The 13205-nt window shown below is 76.6% G+C and carries 8 protein-coding genes; 2 read left to right on the plus strand and 6 right to left on the minus strand.

The genetic code is table 11. The annotated features are described in order from the left end of the window. Window positions 1-39 precede the first annotated feature (39 nt). The 3 genes from NX801_RS17795 to NX801_RS17805 are packed head-to-tail and all read right to left on the minus strand — an operon-like array spanning window position 40 to window position 4384. Window positions 40-1161, minus strand: coding sequence for an acetate kinase (locus NX801_RS17795; protein WP_258788733.1), 1122 nt, complete (start codon window positions 1159-1161; stop codon window positions 40-42). Beyond that, window positions 1149-3731: a phosphoketolase family protein gene (locus NX801_RS17800; protein WP_258788734.1), complete on the minus strand. Its 2583-nt coding sequence runs from the start codon at window positions 3729-3731 to the stop codon at window positions 1149-1151. The genes NX801_RS17795 and NX801_RS17800 overlap by 13 nt, the downstream gene beginning before the upstream one ends. Before the next feature lie 47 nt (window positions 3732-3778). Next, window positions 3779-4384, minus strand: coding sequence for a flavodoxin family protein (locus NX801_RS17805; RefSeq protein ID WP_258788735.1), 606 nt, complete (start codon window positions 4382-4384; stop codon window positions 3779-3781). Between the two features lie 151 nt (window positions 4385-4535). Between NX801_RS17805 and NX801_RS17810 the strand changes: the two genes are divergently transcribed. Beyond that, window positions 4536-6353 (plus strand): hypothetical protein, encoded by a 1818-nt coding sequence (locus tag NX801_RS17810; protein ID WP_258788736.1) that lies wholly within the window; start codon window positions 4536-4538, stop codon window positions 6351-6353. Here the strand turns inward: NX801_RS17810 and NX801_RS17815 are convergent. Further along, on the minus strand, window positions 6334-8505 hold the full coding sequence (locus tag NX801_RS17815; RefSeq protein ID WP_258788737.1) for a tetratricopeptide repeat protein: 2172 nt from the start codon (window positions 8503-8505) through the stop codon (window positions 6334-6336). The genes NX801_RS17810 and NX801_RS17815 overlap by 20 nt on opposite strands. Before the next feature lie 172 nt (window positions 8506-8677). Beyond that, window positions 8678-9169, minus strand: a complete 492-nt coding sequence (locus NX801_RS17820) for a hypothetical protein (RefSeq protein ID WP_258788738.1) — start codon at window positions 9167-9169, stop codon at window positions 8678-8680. A gap of 171 nt (window positions 9170-9340) precedes the next feature. Here NX801_RS17820 and NX801_RS17825 point away from each other — a divergent pair, with 171 nt between their 5' ends. Next, complete coding sequence (locus tag NX801_RS17825; protein WP_258788739.1) at window positions 9341-11095, plus strand: translation initiation factor 2; 1755 nt, start codon at window positions 9341-9343, stop codon at window positions 11093-11095. A gap of 39 nt (window positions 11096-11134) precedes the next feature. Here NX801_RS17825 and NX801_RS17830 read toward each other — a convergent pair whose 3' ends face one another. Then, window positions 11135-13129 carry a hypothetical protein gene (locus NX801_RS17830; RefSeq protein WP_258788740.1) on the minus strand — a complete coding sequence of 665 codons (1995 nt, stop codon included), beginning with the start codon at window positions 13127-13129 and terminating at the stop codon, window positions 11135-11137. Window positions 13130-13205 lie beyond the last annotated feature (76 nt).

Here is a 13205-nt window from a genome sequence, read left to right on the forward strand (position 1 = left end):
GGGGGTCCGCCTCCGGCGGGCGGGCCCCGGGAGGCGCGCTCAGCCCGCCCGGCCGGCCAGCGCCGCGCGGGTCTCCAGGGCGATCTGCCGGGCCTCCCCCACCGGGACCACCAGCACCGGCACGGCCGCGCCCGCCGGGCTGACGATCGCGTCCGACTCCGGGTTACCCGGGGCCAGTCCGCCGCGCACGCCCAGCACCCCGAGGCCGGCGCAGACCGCCTCCCGCACCTCGGGCTGATCCTCCCCGATCTCGCCGGTGAAGACCAGCGCGTCCAGCCGGTCCAGGGAGGCGGCCACCCGGGCGACGCCCCGCCGCGCCTCCAGGGTGAACACCTCCAGGGCGAAGGCGGCGTCCCGGTCGCCGCGCCCCGCCGCCGCCACCAGCTCCCGGGTGTCGCCGGAGGAACCGGAGAGCCCCAGCAGCCCCGACTCCCGGTTGAGCACCTCAGCGAGCCGCCCGGCCGGGAGACCGGCGGAGGTCTGGAGCCAGAGCAACAGACCCGGATCGACCGAGCCGCTCCGCTTGCTCATCACCATGCCCTCCAGCGGGGTGAGGCCCATGGTGGTGTCGGCGCTCCGCCCCTCACGCACCGCCGTCGCCGAGCAGCCGCCGCCCAAGTGGGCGATGACCAGGTGCAGTTCCCCGGCCGGGCGGCCGAGCAGCCGGGCCGCCCTCTCCAGCGTCCAGGCGCAGGACAGGCCGTGGAAGCCGTACCGGCGCAGCCCGTACCGCTCGGTCCACTCCTTCGGCAGCCCGTACGCCCGCGCCGCCTCCGGCAGTTCCGCGTGGAAGGCGGTGTCCGGGCAGACCACGTGCGGCACTTCGGGCAGCAGCTCGCGCGCGGCGTCCAGGGCGGCGAGCGCCGGCGGCACATGGAGCGGGGCGAGCCCGGCGGCGCGGTCCAGCTCCGCGCGTACCGTGTCGTCCACCACGGACGGCCGGGTGATCCCGGGGCCGCCGTGCACCAGCCGGTGGCCGGCCGCCACCACCGGCGGGGCGTCCCGGAGGAACTCCGCCAGGGACTCGCCGGCCCGTTCGCCGGGTGGCTCACCGAAGCTCCGGTTCGCCCGTTCCTCGCCCCCGGAGCCGTACACCGACAGCCGGAGACTGGACGAACCGGCGTCCACCACCAGGATGTCACCGGCGGTCACGGCTGCCACGCCCACTCGGTGATCTCGGCCGGATCGACCCCGGTACGGCGCAGTTCGGCGCGGAGCCGGTCCCGGTGACCGGCGTAGGCGGAGGCGAGGTCCCCGGTGACGGCGGGCCGGCCGCGCAGCCGGGCGAGGGCGGCGACGGCGAGGTCGTGACGGGAGACACCGTTGCTGGCGAGCAGGTCATAGGGCGTGGTGGTGGTGCCCTCCTCGATGTAGCCGCGCACATGGAAGCGCCCGGGGTTGGGGCGCCCGTGCAGCAGCTGGTGGACGGCCGAGGGGTAGCCGTGGAAGTCGAAGATCACCTCCGTGTCGTCGCCGAAGAGCGCCCGGAACTCGGCGTCCGCCAATCCGTGCGGGTGCCGGTCCGGCGGGGCCAGGGCGCACAGGTCCACCACATTGACCACCCGGAGCCGGACATCGGGCAGGTCCCGGCGGAGCAGCTGGGCGGCGGCCAGCGTCTCGACGGTCGGGATGCCGCCCGCGCAGGCGAGCACGATCTCCGGGTCCTCGCCCCCGTGGGTGGAGGCCCAGCGCCAGACGGAGGCCCCGGCCGCGCAGTGGCGGCGGGCGTCCTCCAGGCCGAGCCACTGGGCGGCGTTGTGCTTGCCGGCCACCACCAGGTTGATCCGGCCGGTGTCGGTGAACAGCCGCTCCATGGTGACCAGCAGGGTGTTGGCGTCGGGCGGCAGATAGACACCGGTGACGGTGCTCTTCTTGGTGAGCAGATTGTTGATGAAGCCGGGGCCCTGGTGGCTGTAGCCGTTGTGCTCCTGCCGCCAGCCCTCGCTGGTCAGCAGATAGGTGAGGCTGCTGACCGGGGTGCGCCAGGCCACCTCCCGGGACATCTTCAGCCATTTGGCGTACTGGTTGAGCATGCTGTCGACCACCGAGGCGAACGCCTCATAGGTCGGGAACAGCCCGTGCCGCCCGGTCTGGAGATATCCCTGGAGCCAGCCCTGGCAGTTGTGCTCCGAGAGCACTTCGAGGACCCGGCCGTCCCGGCTGAGGTCCTCGGCGTACTCCCCGACCGGCCAGGCGAAGCCCCGCCCGGTGGCGCCGAGCACCGAGTCGAGCTTGTTGGAGGCCAGTTCGTCCGGGGACATGATCCGGAAGTCGCGGCTCCGCTGGGTCCGGTGGGTCACCTCGGTCAGCCAGGCGGCGAGCACCCGGTTGGGGCTGGCACCGGCCGAGCCGGGGCCCGCGTGGACATCCACGGCGTACGGCTCCAGGGGCGGCAGGTCCAGCGGCTCGCGCAGCCGCCCGCCGTCCCCGGCCGGCTGGGCGCCGATCCGCCGGTCGCCCTCGGGGCAGACCGCCAGCACCTCGGGCCGGGGCCGCCCCCGCTCGTCGAACAGCTCCTCCGGACCGTACGAGCGCAGCCACGCCTCCAGCGCCGCGAACTGCTCGTCGTCGTCATGGACCTTGGGCAGCGGCACCTGGTGGGCGTGGAAAGTGCCCTCGATCCGCTTGCCGCCCACCTCGGCCGGGGCGCCCTGGCCCTTGAGGCTGCGGAGCACCAGCATCGGCCAGGCGGGCCGCTCCGGGAGCTCGTCCGGGCCGCCGTGCCTGGCCGCGCGCTGAATGGCCCGGACGGCGGTGTGGGCGTCCCGTACGGCGTCGGTGACCAGCTCGCCGTCCGGGTCGGCGGTGACGTCCACGATCCGGGGGTCCCAGCCGTATCCCCGGAAGAGGTCGGTCAGCTCCCGGTCGGACATGGCGGCGAAGACCGTGGGCGAGGAGATCTTGTAGCCGTTGAGGTGCAGGATCGGCAGCACGGCGCCGCCGGTCACCGGGTCCAGGAACTTGGTGGAGTGCCAGGCGGCGGCGGTGGGCCCGGTCTCGGCCTCGCCGTCCCCGACGATGCACGCCACCAGCCGGTCCGGGGCGTCGAACGCGGCCCCGAAGGCGGTGGCCAGCGCGTACCCCAGCTCGCCGCCCTCGTGGATGGTGCCGGGCACGGCGGGCGAGAGATGGCTGGGGAAGCCGTCCGGGGCGCAGTAGCGGCGGGCCAGCGCCCGCAGGCCCTCCTCGGTGCGGGCCAGCGCGGGGTCGTACGCCTCATGGGTGCCCTCCAGCCACAGGTTGGCGTGGTTGGCGGGCGCCCCGTGGCCCGGCCCGGTCACCAGCAGCACATCCGTGTCGCGCTCCCGGATCAGGGTGTCGAGCGCGGCGTACACCAGGGTGATGCCGGGGCAGGAGCCCCAGTGCCCGAGCAGCCGGGGTTTGAGGTGCTCCCGGCGCAGCGGCTCGCGCAGCAGCACATTGTCCCGCAGAAAGATCAGTGCGGCGGCCACGTAGTCGGCGGCCCGCCGGTAGGCCAGGGTGGACCCGCCGGCCCCGGCCTCCCGGCCGGTGTCACCGAGCGGACCGGGGGCGATGATCTCCGTGGTCTCCTCGGAGCCGGTGCCCCCGGGGGTCTCCTCGGAGGTGTTCCCGGGGGCGTTTCCGGGGGTGTTACCCGGCTGGTTGGCTTCGGGGGTCGCCCCGGGGCCGGTGTCCCCGGAGGTGTCTCCGGGATCGGGACCGGTGATCTCGGTGGGGTGGTGTCCGGCGGCTTCCGTCGAAGTGTCCATCGATTCCGTCGTTTCCGTCGCTTCCATCGATTTGCCCCTCGGGCCGGTCAACTCGGCGGGGCGTTCAGCGGAGTGACCTGGAGCGCCCTGGCGGCGCCGTACAGATTGGCGGCCATCGCCCGGCCGGTCTTGTGCGCCCAGTCGCGGCCCTTCTCCTCGTCCAGGTAGTCGGGGCCGGGACCGGGGCCCAGGTGCCAGTAGGTCCACGCCTGGCCGGGGATGGTGTAGCCGATGTCGCCGAGGGCGCCGGTGATCTCGCTGACGACGTGGTGGGCGCCGTCCTCGTTGCCGGTGACCACCACGCCGGCCACCCGGTTGTAGGCGACGGGGCGGCCCTCGTCGTCCGTCTCGGAGAGCATCGCGTCCATCCGCTCCAGCACCCGCTGGGCCACCGAGGAGGGCCGGCCCAGCCAGGTGGGCGAGGCGACGACCAGGATCTCCGCGTCGAGCACCTTGTCCCGCACCTCCGGCCACTCGTCGCCGTCCCCCTCGTCCCGGGTCACCCCGGGGTGGACGGCGAGGTCGACCGCCCGTACGAACTGGACCTCCACGCCGTACGAGACGAGCTGGTCCGCCACGACCTGGGCGAGGGCATGGGTGTTGGACGGCTCGGGCGACTTCTTGAGGGTGCAGTTGATCACCAGTGCTCTCATGCGTCCACTGGTACCCAGGACCGTTGCCGTCAGACGGCCCGGCGCGGCCGTCCGGGTGACGGCGGCGGGCGGCGCCGGGGCGGGGAGGCGCGGAGCGCGGGTTGTCTATCCTGACCCAGGCACAGGCCTCGGGGAAGGACGAAGGACAGGGATGCAGGGGTGGGGGAAGCCCGGCAGGATCCGGGTGCCGGTGGGGGACGAGGCGGCCCGCTGGTCCACCCGGGGGCGCTGCCACCGGGTGCTGCTGATCGTGCACAACGTCACCTCCGCGACCCGGCTGCTCGACGTACTGCCGCTCTTCGACGGCGACGTGCGGATCCAGGCGCTGGTGACCTGCACCGGCTCCTCGGCGTTCCAGGCCGGTGTGGCGGAGCTGTTCGCCGGTCTTGAGCTGCCCGTACTGCCCTGGGAGCAGGCGGTGGAGACTCCGGTGGACCTCGCCCTGTCGGCCAGCTTCGGCGGTCAACTCGACGCTTTCAAGGGCAGATTGGCCGTACTGTCGCACGGCGTTGGATACACTAAGAAGCTGGCCACACCGGAACACCGGAACACCGGAACACCGGAACACCGGAACACCGGAACACCGGAACACCCTCGTTTTACTTCTGTGGCCGCTCCGGTGCCGGTCTTCGGGCTGTCGCCGGACTGGCTGCTGGCCGACGGCGTCCCGTTCACCGACGCCCTGGTCCTCTCCCACCCCGAGCAACTCGACCGGCTCAGGGACGCCTGCCCGGAGGCCGTGCCCTCGGCGGTGTTCGGCGGTGACCCGTGCTTCGACCGGCTGCTCGCGGCCCGCGCCGACCGTTCGCGGTTCCGGCGCGCCCTGGGGGTGCGGCGCGGCCAGCGGCTGGTGCTGCTCAACTCCACCTGGAACCCGGAGTCGTTGTTCGGGGACAGCGGCGCGGAGGACGTCCTGCCCTGGCTGCTGTCGCGGCTGGCGTCCGAGCTGCCGGCCGACGAGTACCGCGCCGCGGCCGTGCTGCACCCCAACATCTGGCACGGCCACGGCCCCGGGCAGGTGCGCGCCTGGCTGGACCGGGCCCGGCGGGGCGGGCTCGCCCTGGTCGACCCGCTGTACGGCTGGCGCCAGGCGCTGATCGCGGCCGACGTGGTGATCGGGGACCATGGCGCCGTCTCCTACTACGCCGCCGCGCTCGGCACCCCCGTGCTGCTCGGGGCGGCGCCGCTCGACGGGCTGGACCCGCGGGCGCCGGTCGCGGAGTTCGTCCGGACGGCTCCCCGGCTGGACACCCGGGCGCCGCTGCGCGCCCAGCTGGACAGGGTGCGCGCCGCCCATGTGCCGCTGCCCGGGCCCCGGGAGTTCACCACGGCGTTTCCCGGCGAGTCGGCCACCCGGCTGCGCGCGGTCTTCTACGACCTGCTGGGCCTCCCCGAACCGGACTGGCCGGCCACGCTGGAGCCGTTGCCGCTGCCCGCGTACGAGCCGCCGTCGCCGACCGCCCCGCTGCGGGTGCTGACCCGGCCGCTGCCCGGCGGCGCGGTGTCGGTGCGGCGGTACGCGGAGGCCGGGCCCGGCCGGCCCTCCGGGGCTGCGGAGTACGAACCGGGCGCCGCTCCGGAGGCGGTGCACACGGCCGTGCACGAGGAGACCCGGGACCGGGCCGCGCTGGAGGTCGCGGACGTGGTGCACCGGCGCGGCGGGGCGGACGACCCCCGGCTCGGCCCGCCCGGCCGGTGGACCGCCGAGACGCTGGAGCGGTATCCGCACTGCGGCCTCGCCGTCCATGTCACCGGCCCGGACAGCTGTGTGGCGCGCGGCCGGGACGGCGGCCCGGCCCTGCGACTGGGCGCGGGCCCCGGTGCGGACGCCGACCCGCTGGCGTACGCCGCCGCCCTGTACGCCCGGCTGGCCGGCGGCACCCCGCTCGGGGAGCTGCTCCGGCACGGGCTGACCGTGCGCACCGGTGCCTCGGAGCACCGGGTGACCGTCACTCCGGAGGACGACTGAGGGCCGCCACGCACCGGGCCCGCAGGCCCCGCAGATGGTCGAGCGCGTAGGTGGCGCGCTCGGCCTCCAGCACCGGTACCGCCCGGTCGATGGCGGCCAGCGCGGCCGCCGGGTCTCCGGCCTCGGCGTGGGTCTCCGCCAGATCGGTGAGCGCCCGGGCGGTGTTGTACGCGTCCCCCAGCTCACCGAACCGGTTCACCGCGCTCTCCAGCAGCTCCCGCGCCCGGGCGTACCGGCTCATGCCCCGCAGCGCGCGGCCCCGGTGGCGTTCCAGCAGGGCGCGGGCGCGGGGCAGGTCGGCGGCGCCCTCGTCGCCGGGGTCCACGGAGTCGTAGATCCGGCCGGCCTCCTCGAAGCAGGGGTACGCCTCGTCGTAGCGCCACTCCCGGAGCCGGAGCAGGCCCAGGAACTCGACGGCCGAGGCATGGCCGCGCGGGTGCCCGGCCGCCTCCTCGGCGCCGACGGCGGCCCGGGCGTGCCGCTCGGCGTCGGGGAAGCGCCGCAGCTCGGTGAGGGTGTGGGCCAGCTGGGCGTGGACCGCTCCGGCGGCCCGGGTGCCGGGGGCGTGCGCGTCGGCGGTGCGCGCGGCGAGCAGCAGCCCGGGCAGCAGTTCCTCGTGGCGGCCGGCCTTCAGCTGCACCGGCCAGAGGGACCGGGCGAGGCGCAGCACGGTCTGGTGGTCGCCCAGTTCCTCGGCGGCGTCCAGGGCATGGGCCAGGTTCTCCGCCTCGGCCTCCAGAGCCCGCAGCGCGGCGCCGCTGTCCGGGTACGTCGGACCGGCCGGGCCGGTGTCCGGCGCCGTCCCCGCCGGGCCGGGGGCGGACGCCGGCGCGGGCACCCGCCAGCTCTGCGGCAGGGCGGCGTGGGCCGCGCCCTCGGCCAGCTCCAGCAGTCCCCGGAGCGTCCGCCCCTCGGCCGCCGCGCAGCCGGTGTAGCCGTCCTCGCGCAGCGCCAGCTCCCTGGCGTGCTCCCGTACGGCGGGGCGGTAGCGGTAGCGGGCCTCGCCGCAGGGCAGCAGCAACTGACGGTCGGCCAGCTCGTCCAGACGGTCCAGCGCCTCGGCGCCGGTCAGTCCGGCGGCACCGGCGGCGACGGCCGGGGTGACGGCGGGCCAGGGCCGCAGTGCGGCGAGCCGGAACACCCGGGCGGTCGCGGGATCGAGGCTCCGGTACGCCGCCCCGGCCGCCCGGACCAGCGGGTCGCCGGCGAGCGCGGGGGACGCGCCGGGGGCGGGGGCCGGCGCGCCGAGCCGCTGGGCGGCGGTGCGGAGCGCGTACGGCGAACCCGCGCACTCCGCGAGCAGCGACGGCAGGGTGGCCTTGGCGGCGCTCATCGCCTGCTTGCCCGCCACGGCGCCGAGCAGGCGCCGCGCGTCCCGCTCGCCCAGCGGGCCGACCGGGATGTCCAGGGTGTCGAGGCCGGGCAGCGGGCGCTGGGCGGCGATCAGGGTGAAGACGCCGGGCGCACTGGTGAGCAGCGGACGCACCTGCGCGGCCGAGTGGGCGTGGTCGAGCACCAGCAGCAACTGCCGCCCGGAGACGAGCCGCTGGAAGAGTTCGGCCCGGTCGTCGGCGGTGGGCGGCACCTCGCCGGGAGTGACCCCGAGCTGCCGGAGCAGCGAGCCGAGCGCGGGGCCCGCCCGCAGGGCGCCGCCGGCCGAGTCGTCGCCGCGCAGATCGGCGTAGAGCTGGCCGTCCGGGAAGCGGCCGGCCTCCCGGCAGCCCCAGTGGACGGCGAGGGCGCTGGTGCCGATGCCCTCGGGTCCGTGCAGCAGCGCCAGCCGGGGCCGGCCGTCCGGGGGCCGGAACGCCTCCCGCCCGATGAGCTTCATCCGGTCCTCGCGGTCGGTGAAGTGGCGTACCGAGGGCGGCAGCCGGGGCACGGCGGTGGCGGTCGCGGGGGCGGGAAGGCCGGCGGTGAAGGCCAGCCACTCCCGGGCGTGCGCCGGGTCGCGGTGCACCCCCTCGTGGATCGCCCGGGCCACCGCCGCGCGGTCGGCCGGCCCGGCGGGCGCCGGCACCGGGCGCCCGGTGACCCTGCGCACCAGGCCGCCGGCCGACTCCCAGGCCCGTTTGCCCGCCTCGTTGGCCATGCCGAGTCCCACCGCGCCCAGCGCGCTGGTGATGGCCGCCAGAGACAGTGGATCCAGCATCCCGGTCTCCCCCTGATGTCCTGTCGCCCCGCGGGGCGGTACGGAGACGCTCGCGCCGCTCGCGCCACGGACGCGTGCCCCGCCCCACCGTAGCGCCAGCGGCCCACGGCCGGTCCCGGCCGGGGCGGATTACCGGCCATACCGGGGCGTCACCGGCCGTACGCCCCGCGGGTCACCCGGGCTGCCCGGAGTCCCCCGGCTCCCCGGGCGCCTCCTGCTCGCGCAGAGCCCGGCGGGCCTCGGTGAGCAGCGCGGCCCGGGCGCCCTCCACCGCGTCGAGCGGCGCCCCCGCCTCGATCCGGGCGGCCAGCTCCCGGGCCGCCGCCGCCACCTCCTCCGGGCCCTCCAGCAGTACGGCGCCGAGGGCGCGTTGCAGCGAGGCCCGGTCCGTGCCGGCCGCCCCGGTGCGCAGCGCCAGCACGGCGGCGCCGGCCGCCGCCAGGAACTCGACGTAGGTCTGGCGGCGCAGCGCGGCCGCGCGGGCGGCCCGTCCGTCGTCCAGGGTCGCCCGTACGGTGGCGATCAGGGCGTCCGCCTGGCGGTCCCCGGCGTGCCGGGCCGCGTCGGCCTGCCGCCGTCCCGCGCTCCGGGTGAACCAGCCGGTCACCGCGCCGCCCCCGACCGCCGCCAGCGCGGCCATCAGCGCCGCCCCCCATTCGCCCATGGTCCACGATCCTCACACAGGGGCGGCCGGCGCGTGGCCGGCTTGTCGCAAGTCGGCGAAGATCGGGGACGACGGCAGCCGGGTACGATCGGGGGCATGCCGCCGGAAGACGCCCCCACACCGCCGCTGAACTGCGAAAACGGCACTTCCGACGATCCCGCGCCCGGTAGGATGGACAACCTTGGCAGCAGGCAGCAGGCAGCAGGCAGCAGGCAGCAGGCAGCAGGCAGCAGGCAGCAGGCAGCAGGCAGCAGGCAGCAGGCAGCAGGCAGCAGGCAGGGGCAGCGAGTGTGGTCCGTGTTGTTCGCGATCCGGTCGGCCGCCGCGCTCTACCGGCTCCTCGACGTACTGCCGGTCTTCGCGGGTGACTCCCGGATCGAGCGGCTGTTCACCCTCGTCCCCGGCTCCGACTTCGACGTGGACGCGCTGGACGTCCTGGCCCGGGCCGAGGCGCGCGTCATCGGCTGGGAGGACGCGGTCCGGCGGCCGTTCGACCTGATTCTGGCCGCCAGCCCCAAGGGCGGTCTCGACCGGCTGAGCGGCCCGCTGGTGCTGCTGCCGCACGGGGCCGGTTTCAACAAGTCGCTGCCCGGCGAGGGTTCGCCCGGGCTGCCGTCCGGTCTCGACCCCGCGTTCCTGCTGCGGGCCGGCCGGGCGCTGCCCACCGTCCACGCGCTGGCGCACCCGAGCCAGCTCGACCGGCTGGCGGCGGCGTCCGCACCCGCCGCCGCCCGGGCCACCGTGGTCGGGGACCCCACCCTGGAACGGATGCTCCAGTCGGCGGCGCACCGGGACGCCTACCGGACGGCGCTCGGCACCGGTGACCGGACCCTGGTCGTCCTCGCGTCCACCTGGGGGCCGCACTCGCTGCTGAGCCGCCGTCCGGGGCTCGCCGCGGAACTGGCGGCCCGGCTTCCGATGGACGGCTACCAACTCGCCCTGGTCGTCCACCCGAACGAGTACAGCCGGCTGGGCGCCTTCGATCTCCGGGAGCGGCTGGAACCGGCACTGGCGGCCGGGCTGGTGCTGGCCCGGCCGTTCGAGGAGTGGGCGGCGGTCCTGGTGGCGGCGGACGTGGTGGTCTGCGACCACGGCTCGACCGGCCTGTACTACGCGGCGGCCGGTACCGGCCCGGTGCTGGTGGCCTGCGAGGGCGGGGGCGAACTGATCGAGGGCTCCCCGATGGCCGCGCTGCTGGCGGCGGCGCCCCGGCTGGCCGGCCGGGAGAGCATCGACGCGGCGCTCCGGGGCCGCCGGCCGCCCGGGATCGGGGCGGCGGCCCGGGCGGCCTTCGCCGGACAGGGGCGGGTGCTCGACCTGTTGCGGGACGGCCTCTACGAACAGCTCGGGCTGGAACCGGTCTCCCGGGCCCCGGTGACGGCCCGGGCGCTCCCGGTGCCGTCGGCCCGGCCCCGCCGCCCCGCGGCGCTCGCGGTCCGCGCGGAGGTGGCGGACGGCGAGGCACGGGTGGAGCGGCTGCCCGTCCACACCGATCTGCCGGTGCGCTTCCGCTGCGCCGAGCACGGGGTGGCGGCGGAGCACCAGGTGCGGAGCGCGGACCTGCTGCACCGGCGGGCCGGGTGCCCGCCCGCCGGCGGGCCGCACCGGGCGGCCTGGACCGCCGCCGCCTGGACGGCGCACGTACTGGAGGAGTACCCGGGCTGCCGTACCGCCGGAGTGGTGCTGTCGCCGGAGCTGTGCCTGGTACGGGTACGGGGCGGGGACCCGCTCGCGGTCCGGGTGCGGGCGGCCTCGGAGGGCGGCCGGGTGGTGCGCCCCGACCCGGTGGCGGTGCTCTGCGGGGTGCACGCCTTCCTGGCCGGAGGCCGGGCGCCCGAGGAGCTGACCGGCTGCCGGATCGGCGGCCGCCGGTATCCGGTGCGGCTGGCCGGGGCGGGCCCGGAGGTGGCCGGCCGGGAGGTGTGAGGGACCCCCGGCGGACCGTACCGTGCCGGTCCGGCAGTGCTACGCGAGCCCGCCGTTCCGTTCGCGCACCGCGCGGGCCAGCTCCCGGTAGCGCTCGGCGCCGGCCGGGTCGCCGCCCTCCTCGGCGTACCCGGCCAGGGCGATCAGCACCCGCTCCTCCTCCCGGCCGGCGCGCCGCGCCCGGGCGCGGTCCAGGGCGGCCAGGTAGTGGGCGCCGGCCTCCTCCCGGTGGCCGCGCCGGGCCTCCACCCCGGCCAGGGCGTACTGGATGCGGCCGGTCAGCCGGCCGCGCCGGTCGGCGGCGGCCGACGCGTACGCCTCCGTCAGCAGCGCGGCGGCCCGCTCCAGATCGCCGAGCCGGGCGGCCACCTCGCCCCAGCGGTAGGTCTGCACCAGGACGCCGTAGGCGTTCTCCAGCGCCAGATGGATGGCACGGGAGCTCTGGAAGCACTGCGCGGCCCGGGCCCACTCCGCGTGCGCCCCGGCGGGGTCCTCGGCCACCGTGGCCGCCGCCCGGGCCGACAGCAGCATGCCGCGGAACTCGGTGACCGAGGCGCCCAGCTTGCGGTGCGGGGGCGTGGCGTCGAGCAGCGGCAGGGTGCTCTCCGCCCGGTCGAGGAGGCGGGCGGCACCGGCCAGGTCGCCGGACTCCCAGGCGCTCCGGGCGGCCTGGCAGCACATCCGGACCGCCCCGGCCGAGTCACCGGCCCGGAGCGCGGCGGCCAGCCCGGTGGTGTAGAGCTCCTCGGTGAGCCGGGGGTGCGGGAAGTCCAGGTGATGCGTCCAGAGCGGCTCGCACAGCGACCAGGCCAGGGTGTCGAGCCCCCGGGCGTGGGCGGCGCGCACACAGCCGTGCAGGGCCGGAGCCGCCTCCTCCAGCCACTCCCGGGCGCCGTCCTCACCGGTGAACTCCGCGTCCGGGGTGCCCGGGAGCGCGGCCGCCCGCGGGGCCAGGACCAGCCGGGCACCCGCCACCAGCAGATCGGCCCGCTGCGCCTGCCGCAGGTACCAGTGCGCCAGCCGGTCGAACGCCTCGGCCGCCTCGCGCGGGTCGCCGGTGCGGTCGGCCCAGCGGCGGGCGTGGGCCCGCAGCAGTTCGGGCAGCCGCAGCCACTCGCCGGTGACCGACAGCAGCCCCGCCGCCTCCAGTTCGTCCACCGCGTCGTCGGTCGCCTCCGGGCCCCGGCCCAGCAGGGCGACGGCGGAGGCGACCGGGACGGCCGGGGCCGGGTGGACGGCCAGCAGCCGGTAGAGGGCGGCGGCGTCGGGACCGAGCCCGGCGCAGGCGGCGTCCCAGAGTCCCTCGACCACGGGCACGCCCCTGTCGTGGAGGTCGGCGGTCAGCTCCCGCACCAGCCGGTCGAGCGGGCGCCTGCGGTGCCGGCGGAGCCAGCCGGCGGCGACGTGCAGGGCGGCGGGCAGCCCCGAGCAGAGCCGCAGAATACGACCGGTCAGCTCGGGGTCGGCCGGCAGTCTGGGGTCGTCGGCCAGCCGCCGCAGCAGCTCCCCGGCGTGCTCGTCCGCCAGCGGGGCCAGCGGCAGTTCGACCACGGCGCCGCGCTCCAGCTCGTACAGCGGTCCCTGGCTGGTGACCAGGACCAGGCTGTCGCCGGAGGACGGCAGCAGCGGTACCACCTCGGCCGCGGTGCGGGCGTTGTCGAGGACGACGATCAGCCGCTTGCCGTGGGTCTTGCTCCAGTACTGGGTGCAGCGGTTCTTGAAGGTGCCCTCGATCCACTCGGGGGGCACGTCGAGCGCGCGCAGCAGCCGGGTGAGCACATCGCCGGTGTCCACCGCCCCGTCCCGCCGCAGATCGTCCAGGTCCGCGTAGAGGACGCCGTCGGGGTAGCGCTCGGAGACCTCCCGGACCAGCTCGAAGGCCAGCTCGGTGCGGCCGGTGCCGCCGAGCCCGCTGAGCGCCAGGCAGAGCGGCCGGGCGCGCCCGTCCCGCTCCGTCAGGGCGCGGAACGCCTTGGCCCGTTCCCCTTCCCGGTCCACGAAGTGCGCCGCCTGCGGCGGAACCTGGTACGTCATGCGCCCTTTTCCCCGTTCCCCGTCTCCTGGCCGGCCGGGCGGCGGGGAACACCCCGTCGCCCGCTCCGAGGCTGCC

It is taken from the genome of Streptomyces pyxinae (assembly GCF_024756275.1).
Taxonomy (GTDB): Bacteria; Actinomycetota; Actinomycetes; order Streptomycetales; family Streptomycetaceae; genus Streptomyces; species Streptomyces pyxinae.